The sequence below is a fragment of the Pseudomonas sp. B14(2017) genome, assembly GCF_002113255.1.
Lineage (GTDB): Bacteria > Pseudomonadota > Gammaproteobacteria > Pseudomonadales > Pseudomonadaceae > Aquipseudomonas > Aquipseudomonas putida_Z.
On sequence record NZ_NEJY01000021.1, the window covers coordinates 120,860 to 141,495 of the forward strand.

Annotated in this window: 17 protein-coding genes; 7 read left to right on the top strand and 10 right to left on the bottom strand. The window is 59.6% G+C overall.

The annotated features are described in order from the left end of the window. Positions 1–118: 118 nt before the first annotated feature. Positions 119–925, top strand: a complete 807-nt coding sequence (locus CAG34_RS21685) for an HNH endonuclease (RefSeq protein ID WP_085592316.1) — start codon at positions 119–121, stop codon at positions 923–925. Between the two features lie 111 nt (positions 926–1,036). On the opposite strand, the gene CAG34_RS21690 is transcribed toward CAG34_RS21685, so the two are convergent. Both CAG34_RS21690 and CAG34_RS29275 read right to left on the bottom strand, forming a co-directional pair. Then, positions 1,037–1,300: a DUF3077 domain-containing protein gene (locus CAG34_RS21690; RefSeq protein WP_003256566.1), complete on the bottom strand. Its 264-nt coding sequence runs from the start codon at positions 1,298–1,300 to the stop codon at positions 1,037–1,039. Between the two features lie 165 nt (positions 1,301–1,465). Next, a complete protein-coding gene (locus tag CAG34_RS29275) occupies positions 1,466–1,708 on the bottom strand; it encodes a hypothetical protein (protein ID WP_085592318.1) in 243 nt (80 codons plus the stop codon). Positions 1,709–2,250: 542 nt separating this feature from the next. On the opposite strand from CAG34_RS29275, the gene CAG34_RS21700 reads away from it, so the two are divergent. Then, positions 2,251–2,919, top strand: a complete 669-nt coding sequence (locus tag CAG34_RS21700; RefSeq protein ID WP_085592320.1) for an HD domain-containing protein — start codon at positions 2,251–2,253, stop codon at positions 2,917–2,919. Positions 2,920–3,638: 719 nt separating this feature from the next. Here the strand turns inward: CAG34_RS21700 and CAG34_RS21705 are convergent. After that, complete coding sequence (locus tag CAG34_RS21705; protein WP_085592321.1) at positions 3,639–4,676, bottom strand: sensor domain-containing diguanylate cyclase; 1,038 nt, start codon at positions 4,674–4,676, stop codon at positions 3,639–3,641. A gap of 212 nt (positions 4,677–4,888) precedes the next feature. Between CAG34_RS21705 and glsB the strand changes: the two genes are divergently transcribed. After that, positions 4,889–5,797, top strand: a complete 909-nt coding sequence (gene glsB, locus CAG34_RS21710; RefSeq protein ID WP_085592323.1) for a glutaminase B — start codon at positions 4,889–4,891, stop codon at positions 5,795–5,797. Between the two features lie 738 nt (positions 5,798–6,535). Here the strand turns inward: glsB and CAG34_RS21735 are convergent. Further along, positions 6,536–7,444 carry a LysR family transcriptional regulator gene (locus CAG34_RS21735; protein ID WP_085592328.1) on the bottom strand — a complete coding sequence of 303 codons (909 nt, stop codon included), beginning with the start codon at positions 7,442–7,444 and terminating at the stop codon, positions 6,536–6,538. 137 nt (positions 7,445–7,581) lie between these two features. Here CAG34_RS21735 and CAG34_RS21740 point away from each other — a divergent pair, with 137 nt between their 5' ends. Further along, a complete protein-coding gene (locus CAG34_RS21740; protein ID WP_025338554.1) occupies positions 7,582–8,406 on the top strand; it encodes a phytanoyl-CoA dioxygenase family protein in 825 nt (274 codons plus the stop codon). 80 nt (positions 8,407–8,486) lie between these two features. Further along, complete coding sequence (locus CAG34_RS21745) at positions 8,487–9,878, top strand: amino acid permease (RefSeq protein ID WP_085592330.1); 1,392 nt, start codon at positions 8,487–8,489, stop codon at positions 9,876–9,878. A gap of 226 nt (positions 9,879–10,104) precedes the next feature. On the opposite strand, the gene CAG34_RS21750 is transcribed toward CAG34_RS21745, so the two are convergent. The 3 genes from CAG34_RS21750 to CAG34_RS21760 form a co-directional block, all read right to left on the bottom strand. Beyond that, entirely contained in the window at positions 10,105–10,923 is an 819-nt protein-coding gene (locus CAG34_RS21750; protein WP_256573572.1) for a DUF6708 domain-containing protein, read from the bottom strand. Between the two features lie 178 nt (positions 10,924–11,101). Continuing rightward, positions 11,102–11,905 carry a DUF6708 domain-containing protein gene (locus CAG34_RS29515; protein WP_371858055.1) on the bottom strand — a complete coding sequence of 268 codons (804 nt, stop codon included), beginning with the start codon at positions 11,903–11,905 and terminating at the stop codon, positions 11,102–11,104. After that, the gene (locus CAG34_RS21760) at positions 11,902–15,120 is read right to left on the bottom strand and encodes a T6SS effector BTH_I2691 family protein (protein ID WP_085592332.1); all 3,219 of its coding nucleotides are present in this window, start codon (positions 15,118–15,120) and stop codon (positions 11,902–11,904) included. The genes CAG34_RS29515 and CAG34_RS21760 overlap by 4 nt, the downstream gene beginning before the upstream one ends. A 245-nt stretch (positions 15,121–15,365) precedes the next feature. Between CAG34_RS21760 and CAG34_RS28915 the strand changes: the two genes are divergently transcribed. Together CAG34_RS28915 and CAG34_RS21765 are read left to right on the top strand one after the other, a co-directional pair. After that, the gene (locus tag CAG34_RS28915; RefSeq protein WP_158091106.1) at positions 15,366–15,533 is read left to right on the top strand and encodes a hypothetical protein; all 168 of its coding nucleotides are present in this window, start codon (positions 15,366–15,368) and stop codon (positions 15,531–15,533) included. A gap of 95 nt (positions 15,534–15,628) precedes the next feature. Beyond that, positions 15,629–15,808, top strand: a complete 180-nt coding sequence (locus CAG34_RS21765; protein WP_170978830.1) for a hypothetical protein — start codon at positions 15,629–15,631, stop codon at positions 15,806–15,808. 626 nt (positions 15,809–16,434) lie between these two features. Here the strand turns inward: CAG34_RS21765 and CAG34_RS21780 are convergent. From CAG34_RS21780 to CAG34_RS21790, 3 genes are all read right to left on the bottom strand, one after another. Next, the gene (locus CAG34_RS21780) at positions 16,435–17,199 is read right to left on the bottom strand and encodes a hypothetical protein (protein WP_085592334.1); all 765 of its coding nucleotides are present in this window, start codon (positions 17,197–17,199) and stop codon (positions 16,435–16,437) included. 64 nt (positions 17,200–17,263) lie between these two features. Then, positions 17,264–18,541 (bottom strand): bifunctional O-acetylhomoserine aminocarboxypropyltransferase/cysteine synthase, encoded by a 1,278-nt coding sequence (locus tag CAG34_RS21785; RefSeq protein ID WP_085592336.1) that lies wholly within the window; start codon positions 18,539–18,541, stop codon positions 17,264–17,266. 167 nt (positions 18,542–18,708) lie between these two features. Beyond that, on the bottom strand, positions 18,709–20,466 hold the full coding sequence (locus CAG34_RS21790) for an OPT family oligopeptide transporter (protein WP_085592338.1): 1,758 nt from the start codon (positions 20,464–20,466) through the stop codon (positions 18,709–18,711). Positions 20,467–20,636 lie beyond the last annotated feature (170 nt).

The following is a 20,636-nucleotide window of genomic DNA, read 5'->3' on the forward strand; positions in this document are numbered from 1 at the left end:
GCTCTTGTAGGACATGTCCAGTTCTACAAACGCCGTAAATGTTGCTCACTTCTCATTATGTCGTAGGAAATTTCCTCTTTTTTGATAGGCTTTTGCCATCAGTCGAGAGGAAAGTGATATGCCCGTCGTCATCGTTGAAAACGACACATCGCAGTGGGAAGACGAGACAGGCGCTGTCTATCACTTCCCCAAGCGCTACCAAGCCTGGCTCGCGCAGGGAACCGAGGTGATCTACTACAAAGGGCGCATCAAGGACAAAGCCTTTGCTTCCGTCCGCCTCAGCGCCGATCCGCATTATTTTGGTAAGGCACGCATAGGTCAGGTCTACGCAGACCGGAGGAGCGATAAGGGTGATCTGTTTGCACTGATCGAAAACTTCACGCCGTTTGAAGACGCTGTCCCCTCGAAAATTGACGGCGAGTACCTGGAGACTATCCCTGCCAGCCATAGGAGCAACTACTGGCGTGATGGCGTTCGGCCAATTTCTCAATCCGATTACGATGCCATCTTAAGCCATGCAACGCTCCTGCCTTCGCGTGCTGACGCGGCTGTACCGGATACGGAAGATGACCCACTTACCTTTGAATCGGCCAGTGAAGGCAGCAAAACAAGCTACTTTGGAACCCGTTACGAGCGCCGGAAAGATCTGAGGGTGAAGGCCATCGCCATCCACGGGCTCGACTGCAAGGCATGCGGGTTTGATTTCGAACAGGCATACGGCGAACACGCGAAGGGCTTCATTCACGTTCATCACGTAGTACCGATTTCGGACTTTGGTGGGGAGAAGGCAGTGAATCCTGAGACAGACCTCGTGACGTTGTGCGCCAACTGTCACGCGGTTGTCCATCGCAAGAGAGATAAGACCCTGAGTGTTGACGAGTTGAAAGGAATGTTGCGCGGCCGATGGGTAATCGAGTCCCAATAGACAGCTAAGCGCACGCTAGCTTTACCTGGCTGTGAAAGTCGGGGTAGCTGGAGCGCCTTCAAAACGGGGCTGGATTTAGGTTCTGAAGGCATCCAGTAAGGGAAGGGCAATTCAGCGCATCATGCCCAGCTCGGCATCATCCATCAGCGCCTTCGCCAATGCGCAGAGGTAATGCGATGCCCAGATCAGCTGAGGTTTGTCTTCCATCAAGCCGTCCAGGGTCATATCCCGTGCATAGCCCATCAGCTCCGAGGCCTGTTCGCGGGCGCTCTGGCAGGGGATGCCTGCTTCGATGCGGAACAGCGGATGGGTCTGGTTTTCACCTTGGTAGAAGGTGGTTTTGCCGACGGTGAATTTGGTTTCTTCTGTGGTCATTGTTCAATCTCCCCGAAATTTCTAGTGCCTGGTCTGGCCTCATCGCCGGCAAGCCAGCTCCCACAGATACTGCACAGGCCTCGAGATCTGTGGCGTAGATCAGATCCATGCGGGAGCCCGGCTTGCACGCGATTGGGGCAGCCCAGGCGACACATCAATGAAGCCTTAGTGCAATGTTCTAGGTTCAGTGGGCATCTGTACTTGGACCAGCGCAGATTCAAGCAAAGCTCGCAGCGTCTCTAGCTCATGCATCGAAGCCGTCATCAGAATCGACGCTGGCGACTTGGACTGCAGCAGTATCGCCTGATGCACAACGGTCGCCGCGCATAGCGCGTAATCCGTGGCCTGGATCAGGGTGTCTTCAAGGGATAGAACATTGTGGGGTGGATCAGGGACTATCTTCAGCATAAACCCTCTCAGTGCCTTAAAGGGCTGCCGCAGATCCGCTGTCAAACGGAAGGGTGGCAGCTGTTTGTGGGTTGACAGACCGGGGGCACTGAGAATCCCGGCGCACACAAAGGTGCCCCACGCACAGCTGCCATAACTGGCATTGCACATGCTCTCAGTGAACCACGGCCTGTCAAAACCGTGCCGCCAATTGGTAGCGGCAGGTCGAGACTATGGTTCACGATTTCCATGTGCAACGAAAAACAGGCGCAGGGAGTATCTTTGGGAAATGGCCTACAAGGAAGGGGCTAATTCTGACTTTTTTTGCCCATTCACCCTCACAGCATGCAACGCCGACTGCTCAGTTAACGGCCAGTGGATCTCAAAAAGCTTTCCACTCACGAATCCCTGTATCCAGTTATGTCGCGATGCCAACCAACGGTCCAGCATGGACTTTCGCCACTCAAGCCTTGAAACTGACCCGCTCGCATCTGGACCAAGGCAGGTCACGGGCCAGCCCCTGACAACGGACGCCAAGTAACAGCCCATGGAACGCACCGAAGATGACTATCGAAGCCTTTGCCCCTTTCCAGCGCTTCGCCGCTGACCTGCTGAAGTATCTACCGGCTGACCAGCCAGATGGCTCCCACGACCTGTCCCACATCCATCGCGTATGGGTCAACGCACAACGGATACAGCGCGTAGATGGCGGCGACCTGGAAGTGCTGCTTGCAGCGACTGTGCTGCATGATTGTGTCGCAGTAGAAAAGAACTCGCCCTTGCGTGGGCAGGCGTCAACGCTGTCCGCACAAAGGGCGGCGTCAATCCTGGCTGATATGGGCTGGCCCTTGCAGCGCATCGAGCAGGTGGCGCATGCAGTCAAAACCCACAGCTACTCGGCTGGCTTCGAACCGCTCACCCTTGAGGCCAGGATTCTTCAGGACAGTGATCGCCTGGACGCCATAGGTGCAGTGGGTATCGCCCGGTGTTTTTACGTTTCCGGGCGAATGGGGTCGGCGCTGTACGATTTCGAGAACCCCACTGCGTGGGGGAGGGAGTATCAGGACAAGGCGTATACGGTCGAGCACTTTCATACCAAGCTGCTCAAGCTTGCGTCAGGTTTTAAAACTGCTGAAGGGGCTCGGCTGGCTGCTGAACGTCATGCTCGGCTTGAAGTGTTTCTTGCGGATTTCATGGATGAGATCGGGGCTGGCGGGGCAGGGGTGAAGTGACGGGGCTTGGGACGATTGGCAGGTTTTTTGGGCGTGAGTCAGATGTATTGGAACTGCCCACGACTGGATCGATTTTGTGGGTGGCTTTGGGGAAGTAGCCAGGCCCTGAGGCGGGTAGCTGTGGTGTCATGGGCCTGAGTGTTCTGTTTGGGCGGGGAAGAATTTAGCGTGGGCATGGCACCGGCTGCGCCGGTGTTCGCGGCTGAAGCCGCTCCTACAGGGGGCCTGCTAATTCAGGGAGATATTTGCAGTTTTTGAGGGCGGGTTTGTTCGTGAAGACCGTGTCGGCGATGCCATTCGCTGTGTTGGAGTCTTCGTGGGTATGTTGGACCGCGGCGGCGCCGGTCCCTTGGAGGCTGGGTCCCTGTTTACCGGTTGAGCTATCCGTGCGGCAACGCACCTCTGGGCTGGGCCTTCTTGTAGTAGGTTCTGCTGATCGATGAGTTGTGTGCAGTTTTTTTGAGCGGGTTTACAGTGGATGGCACGGGCTGCGCCCGTGTTCGCGGGCGCGCCCGCTGCCACAGGGATCGCGGCACCTTTTAGTGTTTTGCAACGCAGTTGCTTTCACAGGGGGCGCGCAGGGTTTGAGTGCTGTGTTTGCGGCCTTTAGATGATCCAGCTTTGGCGGCAAGGGCATGCCGAGCGGGGCGGGCTCTGGGATATGAACAGCCGGGCTGACGTGCGAGAAGAGATGCCGTACAGCCCGGATCGTGCTCGTCTCAGAGAGGCGGCGCTACATAGATAACCCGATCACGCCCATTCTGTTTGGCGGTATAGAGCCCCTTGTCGGCGCGTTCCAGTGCGTCATCCAGCGTTTCACCCTTGGCGAACAGGGTGCACCCTATGCTCAGGGTTACCTTCAACTGACCACAGGGCAACTGCATCGGGCTGGCACCCACCTGTTCGCGAATCCGCTCAGCAATCCGCGTGAGTTCTTCGCTGTCTTTAACATGCAAGATAGCGACGAACTCCTCACCCCCATGGCGCACCAGCAGGTCATCGGGGCGAAGTGCTGCGCGCAGGCGGCGGGCAGATTCGCAAAGCACTTTGTCACCGCCGCCATGGCCGTACTTGTCGTTGATGGATTTGAAGTGATCCAGGTCGGCATAAACTGCACCCAGTTGTAAGCCGTTCACCTCTGCCAATCGCCGTTCATGGTCTTCAAACGCCGACAGCGCGCCGCGGTTCCACAGTTGTGTCAAAGGGTCGAGCAGGGCTTTGCGCTGCTCGCGATCCATTTCAAGCCGCAGATCGCGGTTCACCTGCGCCAAGGTACGCAGTTGCAGATATCCCTCGGCAAGCGTGGCCAGGTCCCTGAAATTCGCTTGTTGAGCCTCGCTGAGCACGCGCGGGTGGGGATCGAACATGCACAGCGTGCCGATGGCTTTGCCGTTGCCGGCGCGCAAGGGGTGGCCGGCGTAAAAACGGATATAGGGCTCTTTGAGCACCAGTGGATTGTCGTCGAACCGGCTGTCGCGCTTGGCATCGGGGACCATCAGGGTTTCGTCACCGAGAATGGCGTAGCCGCAAAAGGAAATACTGCGCGTCGTCTCGCTTGCCTCAAGCCCTATGCGGGCCTTGAACCACTGTCGGTCCTGGTCGATCAGGCTGATAAGCACAGTGTCCACATGGGCCAGGTCCTGGGTAAGCCGCACCAGGGTATCGAGGTAATGCTCGGCTGGTGTATCGACCAGGTTCATGTCATCGAGCGTGCGCTGGCGAAGCGCTTCGTCTGCGGGTAAAGGGCAAGCTGGCATCGTTGGTCCTCCATTCCCTGGTTGGTTGCTTTTGCACCTGGCGGGGGCGCGTTCTCTATACCGTCGAAACAAGCACAGCATAGGTTATAGCGTGGAGCCTTGGGCTGCAGGTGCGGCTGGCCATTCTTGCCGAGAGTGTGATTTCTTTCGCTCGATCTTCGTCAAGAATGCTACCCCTTAGCCGTCGTCTGGGGACTGATACAGGGCCTTTCATGCAAACGCTGTTGAACGAGATTCTCGAAGAAGTACGCCCCTTGATCGGCAAGGGCAAAGTGGCTGACTACATTCCCGCGCTGGCCGATGTGCCGGCGAACCAGCTGGGCATAGCGGTCTATGGCAACGATGGCAGCTATTACTGCGCAGGCGACGCCCTGGTGCCGTTCTCGGTGCAGAGTATTTCCAAGGTGTTCAGCCTGGTGCAGGCGATTGGGCACTCGGGGGAGGCCATTTGGGAGCGGCTTGGCCATGAGCCTTCCGGCCAGCCATTCAACTCGCTGGTGCAGCTGGAGTTCGAGCGTGGTCGGCCGCGTAATCCTTTTATCAATGCGGGTGCGTTGGTGATCTGCGATATCAACCAGTCGCGCTTTGCTGCACCCACTTTGTCGATGCGCGATTTCGTGCGGCGGCTATCGGGCAATCCCCATATTTCGATCGATGCCCGCGTTGCTGATTCGGAGTATCAGTTCCGTGCGCGTAACGCGGCCATGGCTTACCTGATGCAGTCGTTCGGCAACTTCCATAACGAGGTGGAGACGGTGCTGCGCAGTTATTTCAGCTATTGCGCGCTGCAGATGAATTGCCTGGACCTGGCTCGGGCGTTCTGTTTCCTGGCTAACGATGGGTTCTGCAAGCACAGTGGTGAGCAGATTCTTACGCGGCGACAGACCCAGCAGGTGAACTCGATCATGGCCACTAGCGGGTTGTATGACGAAGCAGGGAATTTCGCCTATCGGGTGGGGTTGCCGGGCAAGAGTGGCGTGGGGGGCGGGATTGTGGCCATCGTGCCGGGGCAATTCACCGTGTGCGTGTGGTCGCCGGAGTTGAATGCTGCGGGTAACTCCCTGGCCGGGATGGCGGCGCTTGAGTTGCTGAGCTCGCGGATTGGGTGGTCGGTGTTCTGATCGGCGGACTCGCTTGTTGTGCGATGTGGCGGTGTGGCGGTTTGACTTACCTGTGAAGAATCCAACGCGGTGTATGGCACCGGCTGCGCCGGTGTTCGCGGGTGAACCCGCTCCCACAGGTACTGTGGCTGCGTTGAGGGTTGTGGTGATCCTGTGGGAGCGGGCGTGCCCGCGAAGAATGCGACGCGGTGCATGGCACCGGCTGCGCCGGTGTTCGCGGGTGAACCCGCTCCCACAGGTACTGCGGCTGCCTTGAAGGCTGTGGTGATCTTGTGGGAGCGGGCGTGCCCGCGAAGAATCCAGCGCGGTGCATGGCACCGGCTGTGCCGGTGTTCGCGGGCATGCCCGCTCCCACAGGTACTGTGGTTGCGTTGAAGGTTGTGGTGAGCCTGTGGGAGCGGGTTTACCCGCGAAGAATGCAACGCGGTGTATGGCACCGGCTGTGCCGGTGTTCGCGGGCATGCCCGCTCCCACAGGTACTGCGGCTGCGTTGAAGGCTGTGGTGAGCCTGTGGGAGCGGGTTTACCCGCGAAGAATGCGACGCGGTGTATGGCACCGGCTGCGCCGGTGTTCGCGGGTGAACCCGCTCCCACAGGTACTGTGGCTGCGTTGAAGGTTGTGGTGATCCTGTGGGAGCGGGCGTGCCCGCGAAGAATCCAACGCGGTGCATGGCACCGGCTGCGCCGGTGTTCGCGGGTGAACCTGCTCCTACAGGGGAGCTTTCTTGAGTGAACGAACTCAGGCCCCCCCACCAGCTATCTCCCGAGCAACCCAGCTCTTGAACGCCTCCGCCACCGGCGATGGGTGCATGGCGCCTGATTGGGCCAGCACCACTTTTTGCGGTGATACCTCTTCCAGTAATGGCCGGCATAGCAGCGGCGTGCCGTCATAGCAGTGGTCCCCGGCGGGCCGGGTGCATGACAGGGCAACCCCGTAGCCATGCGCGACGAGGCCCCGTTGCATCTCGAAGGTCTGGGTGTATTGCTGAGTGCGCGGTTGCAGGTTGTGCGCCCAAAACAGTGAAAGAAAATACTCACGCGTTTGTGCGATGTCCTCAAGAATCAAACACTCTTGCGCCAGCTCATGCAGCGGTATCGCTGCCAGGTGTGCCAGGCGGTGATCAGTGGCGATGAGTGCGTAGGGCTTCAACTCAGCCAGTACCTGGCGCGGCAGCAAGGGATCAAGGCCAATGTCATAAGTCAGCGCGAGCTCGGCTTTACCGGCGCTCAAGTGGCGGTGTACGCCTGCCAGGTCAGTCTCGAAAAGCGTTACCTCGACATCGGGATACTGCTTGCGAAAACTCGATAGCAGCCGCGGCGCGTAATAGGGGCCCAGGTCTTGAAAGCAGATGAGCGACAGGTTGCCGCGAAGCGAGCCGCGCGTGGTATCCGCGTTCTGATTCATGGCAATGGCCATGCCGATGATATCGCGTGCCTGGGCCAGTAAACGCGTGCCCGCTGACGTCAGCTCCAGCCCGCGGCTCACCTGGCGCCGGAACAGCCGCTCGTTCAGCGCTTCTTCAAGTTGGGCGATCGCTACCGAAACCGATGGCTGTGAGACGTGCCGGGCCCTCGCCGCAGCGCTGATACTGCCGTGTTCGGCCACGGCGACGAAGTACTCGAGCTGCCTGAACGAGAACCCTATCATCTTTTCCTATACTCGGGATTAGGAAATATATTCTTTTCCTATTGCGGCTGAAAAGCAATACTCGCGGTGCACCTTGCTTATTCCGCTTGAAAACTGGCAGTGGTGCTGTTGCCCAATAAAAAGACCAAAGGGTGCTTATGAAACAGTCCGCCGAATTTCAACTGAGTGACGAAACCATCGAGGCTTTTCAGCGTGATGGTGCCGTCTGCGTACGTAATCTGTTCACGCCGGAAGAAGTTGCACTGCTCGAAACCGGCATCGAACAGAACCTGAAAGCCCCAAGCGAGCGCGCTAAAGTGGCAAGCCGCCCTGACGACCCGGGTTGGTTCTTCGAAGACTTCTGTAATTGGGGGGATATTTCGGCCTATCGCCAGTTCATCTTCGAAAGCAGGGTAGGTAGTGTTGCAGCGCAGCTCATGAACAGTGAGACAGCCCGGCTTTATCACGATCACCTGCTGGTCAAGGAGCCGAACACGCGCCAGCGAACGCCCTGGCATCAGGACCAGCCGTATTACAACATCGACGGGCGCCAGAACTGCAGCATGTGGATGCCAGTCGACCCGGTCTCGAGAGAATCCACCCTTGAATTCGTAGGGGGCTCGCACCTTGGGCCATGGCTGATGCCGCGCAGCTTCCTCGACAGCCAGGCGCAATGGTTCCCGGAAGGCAGCCTTGCGGACTTGCCGGATATCGAGGCCGATCGCAGCGCCTGGAACATCCTCGGCTGGGAGCTCTCCCCAGGCGATGCGGTGTTCTTCCACATGCTCACCTTGCACGCCTCGGGCGGTGTCGGGGGCAATCGTCGGCGTCGTGCTTTTTCGGTACGTTTCCTGGGCGATGACATTACTCACGCACCGCGCCAGTGGAAAACTTCGCCACAGTTTCCCGGCCTCGAAACACAACTCGCCAGCGGTGCCCAAATGAACCACGAGCTGTTTCCGGTTCTGTGGCCTAGGGCTTGATGATTGGAATGCTGCGTGCCTGATAAAACCGCACGGCATTAGCATTGTGCGGACCTGATAATAAAACCAAGAAGGTATCTATGAGCGCTCAATCTTCACACCAGTTGAAGCGGGGTCTCTCTACCCGGCATATTCGTTTCATGGCGTTAGGTTCTGCTATCGGTACGGGGCTGTTCTATGGCTCGGCATCGGCAATAAAGTTGGCAGGGCCTTCAGTTTTGCTGGCTTATCTGATTGGTGGCGCCGCCATTTACATGATGATGCGCGCCCTTGGCGAAATGGCGGTTCATAACCCGGTGTCAGGCTCGTTCGGGCACTATGCCAGCCAGTACCTGGGGCGTTACTTTGGCTTTCTGACAGGTTGGAGCTACGCGTTCTCGATGCTGGTAGTTTGCCTGGCAGACGTGACGGCCTTTGGCGTTTACATGGGGCTGTGGTTCCCTGAAACACCTGCCTGGATCTGGGTGCTTGGGATAGTGTTCTTTATCGGGGCGCTGAACCTGTGCAGCGTGAAAGTGTTCGGGGAAATGGAGTTCTGGCTGTCGTTGCTGAAGGTGACCGCGATCGTTGCCATGATTGTGGCAGGCGCGGCTGTGCTGCTGCTGGGTATCCAGTTGAATGACGAGGCAGGCACGGTTGCCGGAGTTTCGAATCTGTGGAGCCACGGCGGGTTCTTCCCTAATGGCGTCAGTGGGATGATCGCTTCGTTCACTGTCGTGATGTTCGCCTTTGGCGGGGTCGAAATGATCGGCATCACCGCAGGCGAGGCAAGGGACCCGAAGCGCGTGCTGCCGAAGGCTATCAACTCGGTGCCCCTGCGCATCCTGCTGTTCTACATTCTTACCCTGTTCGTACTCATGGCCATTTACCCTTGGACCAGCATTGGCAGCCACGGTAGCCCGTTCGTGCAGATCTTCAGTGGTCTTGGCATCAGTTCAGCGGCCACCGTGTTGAACATCGTGGTGATTTCAGCTGCTGTTTCGGCGATCAATAGCGATATCTTCAGTGCTGGACGGATGATGTACGGAATGGCTCAGGACGGCCAGGCGCCAGCCGGTTTTGCATCGTTGTCGCGTTTCGGTGTGCCGTGGATGACGGTTGCGGTGATGGGCGTCGCGCTGCTTCTGGGCGTGGTATTGAACTACCTGGTGCCGGAAGACTTGTTCCTGGTTCTTGCGGCGGTGGTCACATTCTCCATTGTCTGGGTCTGGTTGATGATCCTGCTTTCTCAAGTGGCCATGCGGCGCGGCATGAGCAAGGAGGAGGCGGCTGCACTGGATTATCGTGTGCCGCTGTGGCCGGTAGGGCCAGCTTGCGCGATTGCTTTCATGGTGTTCATTTTTGGTGTGCTCGGTTGGTTCCCGGCCAGCCGTACAGCCATGTATGTCGGGGTTGGCTGGTTGGTGCTGCTATCCCTGGGTTACTGGTTGTGGGGTGTGCGTGCGCCACGTCATGTGTCGGCCAGCGCTTGAGGCGTTGAACCAAACTGTGGGAGCGGGCTTGCCCGCGAAGAATCCAACGCGGTGGCTGGCACCGGCTACGCCGGTGTTCGCGGGCGTGCCCGCTCCCACCTGTACTGCAGCTGTCTTGAAGGCTGTGGTGATCCTGTGGGGGCGGGTTTAACCGCGAACAATCCAACGCCGTGTCTGGTTTGCAGTCAGGGTGCTTGCAGGGCCCTCAGCATTTCGCGCTAAGGTTTTAGACGACTTCATCCGTTGTCGGTGCGCTGCGCGACTCAAGGTCGATTTCCTCTGGCCATCGGACCTTGGGGGCGAGGTATTGCATGGGGTTCAGACCATTGCCAACCTTCTGACCCTGAAAAGGGCGTAGAGAGTCAGGAAGAGCGTCATAGCCACTTTGCATGTACAAACGTGCCAGTGCCCAATACTGCTTGCCTTGCTCTATGTCGTCACACAGGAACAGGCGGTCGATGACTTCCTCGGTGCCTGTTTTACGAACCGATATCATTACATTTTCAATGAGGCCGCCGTAGCCCATTGGGGCGTATACCCTGTAAACCTCGGCAGTTAGGTCGGCCCAGTCATAGGCCACAGGTTTTACCCCCCAACCCTTGCTGCCGAAGGGGTATAGACGATCAAATCTGTACTCGTAAAAATAGACTTTTTGACGTGCTCTATTGAAGCGTATGGGTTCATCGCGAGGAAGTCGTAGGTCCATACGAAACAATGGAAAAAAGGCCCAGGTTGAAAGAATTATAATCATGATGCCTATGGTCGTGATTTCAATTCCCGATTGCCATTCGTCAAGGAGGGAAGTGATGATGTCTGGCACGATAAACACCATGGTGTAAATTAAAATAATCAAGCCTCCGAAAAAAGATATCCCCCGCACACTGACCGACGACCGTGGGAACTCGATAAATATATGTCCAGCCCGATCGATCTTTAAATTAGATGCCAAACACACCTCGCGCTGCGCGGGTGCAATATCATGCGGAGGAAGATCATACTTCCAGCCCATCCCTCGGGTAGGTAGCATCTTTCTCTTTCCTTTCATGCATTCAGTTCCGTGGAAACAGTGATGGGTAGGACGATGATGGCCTGGCTGATGATGGCAAGCAGAGCGGGGAGCAGCCTGCCGCAGGGCCTGACTGGGCAGTGGCCACGCGGGAAGAGTGAGGCTGCCGCAACCCAGGGCAGCCTATACCTTCTAGACTTGGGGTTCATCGGCCCTCTCAGTCAGATGGGGCAGTACGGGACTCACGGTCAATGTCCTCCGGCCAATGAACCTTTGGTGCCAGGCAATGCATGTGGCTCAGGCCATCGTCATCGTTCCAGTCACGGGGTGGATGTACGAACTTCGGCAGGGCTTCGGGGCCTTGCTGCATGAATAGTCGGGCGATGGCCCAGTAGGCTTCGCCTTTGTAGAGGTCATAGGTGAAGAACACACGGTCGATGACTTCGTTGGTTTCCGGGTTGCGGACCGACAGCATGACGTTTTCGATCAGGCCACCGTGGCCGGGGGCGTAGACTCGGTAGACTTCGGCGGTTACGTCATCCCAGTTGTAGGCGACCGGTTTGACGCCCCAGCGTTTGCGGCTGAAGATGAAGATGCGGTCATATCGAAACTCATAAAGATATATTTTCTGGCGAAGTCGGTTGAAGCGAATTGGCTCGTCTCTAGGGGCAACCAGATCAAGCTTGATGTAAGGAATCAAGGCCCACAGTATTGCTGAGGCGGTAATTATCAATGATAGATTCATCAGCCAGTCGTGCCGCCAGTCGTCGTATAATAAATCCCAGTACAAGTAAAACGCCATTCCAAAAAGAAAAAGCAGACCCGCAACACCGATTAGGAATATAACGCCTCGAAGGATGGTGCTGCTCCGCGGCAACTCGAGATAAACATCATCGAAATAGTTGGGCGACGGTTTGACACTCGCCCACACTTCCCGCCACTTTGGCACTTCATCCACCTTGGGAAGGTCATGGCTCCAGCCTAAAGCACGCTCCCACAGAACTTTACCATCACGCTTCACTCGTTAGTCTCCCTGACACAAATCTCAATGTACCCACTTGGCAAGCTCCGATCCGGCCAGTACATCACCAACAGCGTAGCTGCCAGAATCGTGTGTTTTCCTATAGTCGCCATGAGCGATATCGAGCCAGAAATCTCTAACTGACAGAGTCCAGTAGAATAAGGTTTCTGCTTCTCGCTAATTGAAATACTGCGGTCGTGATCGGGGATCAGTGGCGATGCAAAGCTGGAAAATGAAGAGGACGGTGAGAGAGGTTCTTCAGCGTTTGCAAAGAAATTGACCGAAGCAATAGTTTCCCCGCCAACGTAATCAGGGTGATTGCCGTCACCGTGACGATGTACAATCAATTTCCAGCGATATCCCGAGGACCGCTCATCGTACAGAGGCAATGCGATCAAGAATTTTAGCTTCCTAATTATTTTGGCACTAATCAAGCCGCCGACTTTCGGAAGTCCTGGTTCAGTGGCCAAGCGCGACTCAAAATTCAACTTCGCCTGAACGCCTAGCGTGGCAGCATTGAGTTCGGCAAAAGCGATATCCGCATGTTCTGGAGCATTCCAATGAATACTCGGCTTTTCGTTTGCTTTTCCAAAGCAGCATCGCCTTACCCACCGCTCCAGATCCGTTGATTCATTTTCCTGAGCCAGTTTGCTTAGTTGATAAGCAGCAAGCGTGAGGGCTATCGCCAGTCCCAACGGGCCGAAAAACAAGGGCTTGAGTACTGCAACACTAAATACAATAGTGCCCGAGCCATATAAGAGGAATGAAAAGAAGTGTTGGCTCCTCGCTGCATCATCACCCGCTGCGGCGGTGCGCCTCATGGCATTGATTGCTTGAGCCGCATCAAAAACCCCTGCAACCGCACTCACCAAAGCACCAAGCCTTATCAAGGCCCCCCCACTGGCTGCAACACCCTTTGCCCACCCCAAATTCAGTGGACCAGCACTTGATCTCAAAATGAGCCCAACCAGCTCGATTTGCCCTCCCAACAGGCCCAACTGCGATCCTTGCAACGCCAACTTGGCTTCATACGCCTTGGGCCCAATCTCCGTTTCCGCCTTTTCCTGATTCCTGCCCAGGCTGTCCTGCTGCAAATACAACCCGCCTATCGACAGCAGAACCTCCCAGCTGCCAGCAATCCCGCGCAACCCGGAAAAACCGGTTTTTACCAATCGGGTCGCCTGCTGCGTCATGATCTTCATCCCGTGCAACAACCTGCGCGCATCGGTTTCCAGCGTCCCCGCTGCCACCGAGATATCCACCAGGGCAAGCTGTGCCGCGCTGCTCGCCTGGGTTACCCCCATGCTGGCCTCCTTGAACAACCGGCCATGCACTTCCTCGGCCTTGCCCTCGACCCACACCGTCACGCTGATCATCGAATTGGTGAACCGCGGGTCGAGTACGGCCAGGCTCATCAGCCCGTGCTGGATGATCGGCCGCACCTTGCGCATGGCCTTCATCGAGCCAAACTCGAAGTCATCGATATTGCGGCGCATCCGGTCCCGCGCCTCGGCGATCGACGCATTGGCCTTGTGCTGCAACTCCCGGAGGTGGGCGCTCTGCAAGGCGTAGTACTCGCCCAGCTTCATCTTCACTTCCAGCTCGATCAGGTGCACGCCGTTGTAGAGAAACTGCGTGGCGCTGTTCAGATGCCGCACGGCCTTCTGAATGCCAGGCGACAGACATGGCGCCAGCCGCTGACTGGCCGCATTGAGTGCGCCCTGTGTTTCAGCAATGGCTTGCTTGAGGGTATTGCGCATGCGCAGGCCGGCGTCATCGCTGGCGATGATCTTGCTCAGCATGCCGTAGAGCTTGTCGCTGTCGTTCCAGTTGATCGCTTCTGTGGCGGAGAAACTGGGCAGCAGCCCGGCCAGCAGAGAGCGATCCCGCATCAACAACGCGCGGTAGGGTGGGCTGTCAGGTTCCTGCAGCCATTTCAACCAGAGCAGTTCGCTGGTGCCGGAAGCGGGAACATGCGGTTCAAGGCGGGGGACGACAGCTTCCGTAACGCCACCGCCCAGGCACAGGGCCATGGTCTTGGCGTAGGCCACCCCGGACTCGCGATCGTTACCGTCGTAGTCGTACGCCTCGGCCACCTTGAACATGGGCGTATCGAACAAGGCAACGTACGCCCTTGTGTCCTTGTCGATGTAACGCTGAAACTCGCGTTCCTGCTGCTCATATTCAGCCTGGAATGCGGCCCGCTGCGGTTCGTGGTAGCGCTCTTCAAGCCGCTCGTCACTCTCCTGCTGTGCACGCTCGACCAACAGCTGCCGCTCGACTGCCGGTTCGGTGAACACCGGCGGCCCATCGCCCGTCATCGGTTCCAGCGACGGCACCTTCTGCGCCGCCCACTCCCTGTGCGTGGCACGAATGATCTGCAGGATCTGCGAGGTCTGCAGCTGATAGGCCCGCATCGGTTCTTCACGCCACACCTGGCGTTTCACCACCCAGTTCAGCCGCTGATGGTTGTACTCCTGAATCAGCCCGACAGTGTCGTCGAGCACCACTGCCAGCACGCCGTTTTCCAGCTTGTGCCGGTTGATCGCATTGACCAGATACCCACGCAGGGCGAACCGGCGCAACCAGCGGCTATGGAAGCCATGTGCACTGTCGAAGGGGGCGCAGCCATGCTGGGCATACTCGAACACCTGCTGGTCGACCCCAAGCTTATCGGGCGTCATGGCGATGCCCAGCAGTTCGGGATTGTTGCGGGCCTGGATCAGGTCCAGGCCCTCGAAGCGATGGGCAGGCGACGCGCCGCTCTTGTAGGCGTTCAGCACGCTCACCGGCCAAGGATCGCTGGAGAAAGCCAGCCAGGCGCTGGCGTACCTGCTGGTATCGATGTTGAGAAAGGCCGAAGGAATATCGTGATCTGCGTTCACGCATTTTTCGGGCAGCGGAGAAGGCGGGCCATCTGGCGGCTCGTAAGGGTTGAAGCGGCGCAGATGGCCTTGCTCGCTGACGGCATAGGCATGCCAGACCTGCTGGTCGAGCAGCACATAGAGGAAGCCCATGCGCAAAGTGCGCAAGCCGATCTTTGTCGAGATATGCCGGTTATCCGCCACGGTGGAAACACACTCGGGGCGGGTATCGGGCACCAGGGCGCGGCGCAGCGGCAGGATAGGCAGGCCCTGGCGCTCGCAGAACATGCACTGGTCGTGCGGCAGCCCGGCTTCGGCGATCGCGAGGGCAATACGTTGGCTGATGGTCATGAGCGATCCTCGTGTTGGACAGGTCCTTGTCGACCTCTGAACACTAACGGGGAATCGCTTTCCAGAGAGGCATTGGGCTTCCTAAAAGCTTGTAGGAAACGTCTCTGAATAATGGTTTAGCTCTATATGGGGCCATGATCGGTACCCCGGCCTTTTGCGCCACCTGTCGAACCCAAGGCACTGCTGCTGGCCGTTTTCCGTCCGATCTGTATGCGCGATCAATGCGCAAACCCAGGAGAGCTTCCATGGCAAACGATCAGAAAGACCCCGGCCTCGAGCAAACCGAATCCCAGCCCGGCAGCGGTGACGGAGAGGTCCCGCTACCTTCGGATGACGAAGGCCCGATAGAAGAGGAGATGGAGGACGTGCAGGCAAACAATTCGGTTTCTGCCGAGCACCCGCCGCCTCGCTGACGGATTTGCCCGGAACGAATGCGGTTCACACCTTTCTTGCGAGGTATGCAGCGATGAGCCCCGATCCGAATGCACAAGGCGGCACGAACCCGGACATGCCCACTTCACCTGACCCGGCCGTTGACCCCGACCGCCCGACCATACCTGACCCTGACGACGACCCGCTCATGAACGAAGAAGAGGGTGGTGATTGGCAGGAGGAAGACAGCTTGGCTGATGACGGCAGGCAGAGCGTGGAGCAGCCTGCGGTCGACCTGGATCAGCGCAGGGAATGACCATTGATAGGGCAGAGCCATGTGTGCGGGTTTACCCGCGAAGAATCCGACACGGTGTATGGCACCGGCTGCGCCGGTGTTCGCGGGCATGCCCGCGAAGAATCCAGCGCGGTGGCTGGCACCGGCTGCGCCGGTGTTCGCGGGTGAACCCGCTCCCACAGGTACTGTGGCTGTCTTGAAGGCTGTTGTGATTCTGTGGGAGCGGGCATGCCCGCGAAGAATCCGACACGGTGTATGGCACCGGCTGCGCCGGTGTTCGCGGGCATGCCCGCTCCCACAGGTACTGTGGCTGCCTTGAAGGCTGTGGTGATCCTGTGGGAGCGGGCGTGCCCGCGAAGAATCCAGCGCGGTGGCTGGCACCGGCTGCGCCGGTGTTCGCGGGTGAACCCGCTCCCACAGGTACTGTGGCTGTCTTGAAGGCTGTGGTGATCCTGTGGGAGCGGGCATGCCCGCGAAGAATCCAACACGGTGCATGGCACCGGCTACGCCGGTGTTCGCGGGCACGCCCGCTCCCACAGGTACTGCATCTGCCTTGAAGGCTGTAGTGATCCTGTAGGAGCTGGCTTGCCTGCGATGGGCTGCGCAGCAGCCCCAATGGACGCAGCCCTGGCATGCGCGCCGGCATATCACCCCCGTCGCAACGCAGCCGCCAGCCCCACGGTCAGGATCACGGCACAAAGCATGGCCAGGCTGATGGCAATTGCGACACCCCAGCCATCGAGCAGCCCTGCCAATACCAGATAAAACGCAATCACCCCCACCGCCCCAATCGCATTGCCCCGCACCATCGCCGCCATTCCGGCACGGCCATTCTGCACATGGGCGAACACCACCAGCGGCCAGGCAATCACCGGAATCGGCGCCAGCATGCCGCTGGCCGCCGGGCCCAGCCAGTTGGCCAGGCTTGTGATGACCATCAGCAACGAAGTGGCAGACACCATGCGCAGAGGGATCTCCCAAAACCGCTGTCGGGGCCGGGCCAGGGCATCCGGCCTGGGCCCGCGGCCGCTGGCGCGTATCAGCACGCCAATCAGCACCAGCGCCACGGCAATCGACAGGTACAGGTTGCCCCCGTGGGTAAACGCATAGGCGGCTACACCATAGAACAGTATCGCCAGCAATACGGCGGGGCCGATGCCGAGCCTGCGTGTGGCGAACAGGTAGAAGGTGTACGTGGCCTGCACCGCCGCCAGGCCGCCAAGCGCGCCGGGCACCGCACCCAAGGCAAAGGCCATGCCCTGTTCCAGGCACAGGAAGGTCATTACCAGTGCCGAGGTGATCGGCAGGCCGGACAGCAACCCGCCGAGCAGGCCGCCCCAGCGACGCGAGGCGAGGGAGATGGCCCACATCAGGAGAGGAGTGACGATCAGCTTGAGGTAGAACAGGGTCATCGCAGGGCTATCCATATGTGCGAAAGGTGCGCCCGCCGTAGGCATTGGGTAGGGCGCAGATGAGTCAACCGCGGCTGGCCTCCAGCGCCTGGGCCAGGTCGGCGATGATGTCGTCGCTGTGCTCGATGCCGATCGACAGGCGCACCATGTCCCGTGGCACGCCGGCCTTCTCCAGCTCCTCGTCGTTGAGCTGGCGGTGGGTGGTGGAGGCGGGGTGGCAGGCCAGCGACTTGGCGTCGCCGATGTTTACCAGGCGCACCACCAGCTGCAACGCATCGATGAAGCGCGCACCGGCCGCCTGGCCGCCCTTGATGCCGAACGACAGGATCGACGCCGGTTTGCCGCCGGTGTAGCGCTGGGCCAGCTCATGCTCGGGGTGGTCGGGCAGCCCTGCATATTTCACCCACGCCACCTGCTCGTGGGCTTGCAGGTAGCGGGCGACCTTCAGCGCGTTCTCGGTGTGGCGTTCCATGCGCAAGGCCAAGGTTTCCAGGCCTTGCAGGATCAGAAAGGCGTTGAACGGCGATAGCGCTGCGCCTGTGTTGCGCAACGGCACCACGCGGCAGCGGCCGATGAAGGCGGCGGGGCCGAAGGCTTCGGTGTAGGTGACGCCGTGATAGGACGGGTCGGGGGTGTTGAGCAGGGCGAAGCGTTCCTTGTTGTCGGCCCAGGGGAACTTGCCGGAGTCGATGACGATGCCGCCGATGCTGGTGCCGTGGCCGCCGATGTACTTGGTCAGCGAGTGCACGACGATATCGGCACCGTGCTCGAACGGCCGGCACAGCACCGGGGTGGCCACGGTGTTGTCGACGATCAGCGGCACACCATGGCGGTGGGCGGCCTCGGCCAGCGCGGCGATGTCGACGATATTGCCGGCAGGGTTGCCGATGGACTCGCAGAACACCGCCTTGGTGCGCGAATCGATCAATGCTTCGAGGGCGGCGATGTCGTCATGGGCGGCGAAGCGGGTGTGGATGGCCATGCGCGGCAGGGTGTGGGCCAGCAGGTTGTAGGTGCCGCCGTACAGCTTGGCCACCGAGACAATGTTGTCGCCGGCCTCGGCGACGGTCTGGATGGCGTAGGTGATGGCCGCCATGCCCGAGGCCACCGCCAGCGCGCCAACCCCGCCCTCCAGGGCGGCCATGCGCTGCTCGAGCACGTCGTTGGTGGGGTTCATGATGCGCGAGTAGATGTTGCCGGCCACCTTCAGGTCGAACAGGTCGGCGCCGTGCTGGGTGTCGTCGAAGGCGAAGGAAGTGGTCTGGTAGATCGGTACGGCCACTGCCCGGGTGGTCGGGTCGGGGCTGAAGCCTGCGTGGATGGCGAGGGTTTCCAGCTTCATGCAATCGTTCCTTGAGCGTGGGTGGAGCGATCGAGCATGTGGCGGGGGGAGGGTATGGGTCAAGCGTGAACGCGCGATGGGCTGCCCGGCAGCAGCCCATCGCATTCAAGGGCGCGTAAGAACGTTGTAAATGGCACGCAAGCAGCATGGCCGAGCCACGCCAACCGCTACAGCATCCGCACCATCTCCCAGAACGATGCCGCCACCCCGGTAATGCTTTCCCCGGCAATCAGCCCCGCTGCGGCCGTGATCGCAAACCGCTCTGTAACGCTCGGCCAACGGCAACCGACCAGCCAGGTAACCACCGCGCCGAGCCCCATCATCATGCTGATCGATGCCGGCAGTATGAACGCCAGCCCCAGCGCGCCGGTACTCGGCAGCCAGCGCGCCACCCATTGCGGCAGCAGGCTGTCCAGCGCGCCCAGCAGTACGCCTGCCGCGCTGCCGGCCACGATCGCCCAGCGCAGCTCCGGCGACAGAGCCCCCAGCCCCTGCATCAGGGTCTGGGCCACGGCTTTCCAGGTCGCCACGGCCGGTGCGGGCCATTGCTCGCTAAGCAGCAGGGTCTGCGGATCGGGAATCAGCACCAGGTACACCAGCACGCCCGCCACGCTGCCGATGAGAATGCCCAGGCACTGTGCAATCAGTTGCTTGTGTGGTGTGGCGCCGATCGCCTGGCCAACCTTGAAGTCGTTCATCAGGTCGGTGGCTTGCCCGGCCGCGCCGCCGGCAGTGTTGGCGCTCATCAGGTTGATGGCCACCTGGCCCGGGGCGACCAGGCCAAAGCTGAGCTGCGACAGCTTGCCGATGGCGCCGATCGGCGCAATACCGGTGGCGCCAACCACGCGCGCGGCGACCACCGCAAGGCATATCGCCAAGGGAATGCTCAGCAGCGCCATCCACCAGTCGATGCCGAACAGCAACGCCTGTAAAGCCACCACCAGCGCAATGGACAATAACAGCCCGCACGCAGGTGCCAGGGAAAATCGCCCACGGGCGTGCGCTGCCCGACTTGCCAGCGGGGCGGTGGGCCTTTGCCGGGGCATTTGCAACAGGCGGACCGACAATGAAGTCAGGGTCGCGCATACCATCAGGCTGACGCCCGGCCACAACAGCCATTCCACCAGGGCAGCGAACTGTGGGCCGCTGGCGTTCGGGGCCAGCACCACCAGGGCATGGTCGATCAGCCACGGTGCCAGCCTGCCCCAGGCCAGCGCGGCGCCGAACAGCAGCGTCAGGCCCACGCGGATACCGATGATGCCGCCGAAGCCGACCAGCATCAGCGAAGGATCGAGCGTGAAGGTCAGGCGCTCGAGCACAGGCGAGGGTGCCCAGCGCGGTATCGCCCAGACGAACCCGTCAATCCACTTCACCAGCCCCGACAGCAACGCGGCGCTGCACAGCACCTTTATCCGCATCATGGCTTCGTGGCCGTGGCGGTAGATCTGCTGCAATGTCTCCAGGGTCGCCATGCCCTCAGGGAACTTCAGGCCATGGTCATCGAGCAGGGCGGGGCGCAAATACCAGGCGATCCAGATGCCCAGGAAGCTCACGGAGAACACCCAGGCCATCATCGGCAGCGGGTCCAGCTGGTGACCGGTGAGCAGGGTATAGGCGGGGATCGGCGCGACCAGCCCGCCAGAAACGATGGACGCGGCGGCCGAGGCCACGGTCTGGTTGATGTTGCTTTCGTGCAACGTCCATGCGGGCCGGCCCTTGCTGCGCCCCGCCAGGCCCTGCCACAGGGCGAAGCCGACCAGCAAGGCGATGATCGACATGTTGAACGACCAGCCGATCCGAAGGCCCGCGTACACATTCGAGGGTGTCAGCAGAATGCCCAGCACTACGCCGGTGAGCACCGCCCGCAGGCTCAGTTCACGTTCGATGCGAGCCTGGGGAAGGGCGGTGGACGGGGCATCTCTCATGGCAATCCCTTGTCGGAGTGGTAAGCGCGCTTTGCACAACTGAGCCACTGCTGCCACAAAGGTTCACTGTCGCTGCTGGTTGTGAAAGGTGCCCAGCAACAGCCCGGAAGTGCTAGCGGCAACACCGTCGGGTTTCAAGAAAAGTGCTGTGCACAGGGGCTCGCTTTTGC

Excerpts from the sequence above, each read along its gene's own strand:
- CAG34_RS21685 (WP_085592316.1), top strand. The coding sequence starts at position 119 with ATGCCCGTCGTCATCGTTGAAAACGACACATCGCAGTGGGAAGACGAG.
- CAG34_RS21690 (WP_003256566.1), bottom strand. The coding sequence starts at position 1,300 with ATGACCACAGAAGAAACCAAATTCACCGTCGGCAAAACCACCTTCTAC.
- CAG34_RS29275 (WP_085592318.1), bottom strand. The coding sequence starts at position 1,708 with ATGCTGAAGATAGTCCCTGATCCACCCCACAATGTTCTATCCCTTGAA.
- CAG34_RS21700 (WP_085592320.1), top strand. The coding sequence starts at position 2,251 with ATGACTATCGAAGCCTTTGCCCCTTTCCAGCGCTTCGCCGCTGACCTG.
- CAG34_RS21705 (WP_085592321.1), bottom strand. The coding sequence starts at position 4,676 with ATGCCAGCTTGCCCTTTACCCGCAGACGAAGCGCTTCGCCAGCGCACG.
- glsB (WP_085592323.1), top strand. The coding sequence starts at position 4,889 with ATGCAAACGCTGTTGAACGAGATTCTCGAAGAAGTACGCCCCTTGATC.
- CAG34_RS21735 (WP_085592328.1), bottom strand. The coding sequence starts at position 7,444 with ATGATAGGGTTCTCGTTCAGGCAGCTCGAGTACTTCGTCGCCGTGGCC.
- CAG34_RS21740 (WP_025338554.1), top strand. The coding sequence starts at position 7,582 with ATGAAACAGTCCGCCGAATTTCAACTGAGTGACGAAACCATCGAGGCT.
- CAG34_RS21745 (WP_085592330.1), top strand. The coding sequence starts at position 8,487 with ATGAGCGCTCAATCTTCACACCAGTTGAAGCGGGGTCTCTCTACCCGG.
- CAG34_RS21750 (WP_256573572.1), bottom strand. The coding sequence starts at position 10,923 with ATGAAAGGAAAGAGAAAGATGCTACCTACCCGAGGGATGGGCTGGAAG.
- CAG34_RS21760 (WP_085592332.1), bottom strand. The coding sequence starts at position 15,120 with ATGACCATCAGCCAACGTATTGCCCTCGCGATCGCCGAAGCCGGGCTG.
- CAG34_RS28915 (WP_158091106.1), top strand. The coding sequence starts at position 15,366 with ATGGCAAACGATCAGAAAGACCCCGGCCTCGAGCAAACCGAATCCCAG.
- CAG34_RS21765 (WP_170978830.1), top strand. The coding sequence starts at position 15,629 with ATGCCCACTTCACCTGACCCGGCCGTTGACCCCGACCGCCCGACCATA.
- CAG34_RS21780 (WP_085592334.1), bottom strand. The coding sequence starts at position 17,199 with ATGACCCTGTTCTACCTCAAGCTGATCGTCACTCCTCTCCTGATGTGG.
- CAG34_RS21785 (WP_085592336.1), bottom strand. The coding sequence starts at position 18,541 with ATGAAGCTGGAAACCCTCGCCATCCACGCAGGCTTCAGCCCCGACCCG.
- CAG34_RS21790 (WP_085592338.1), bottom strand. The coding sequence starts at position 20,466 with ATGAGAGATGCCCCGTCCACCGCCCTTCCCCAGGCTCGCATCGAACGT.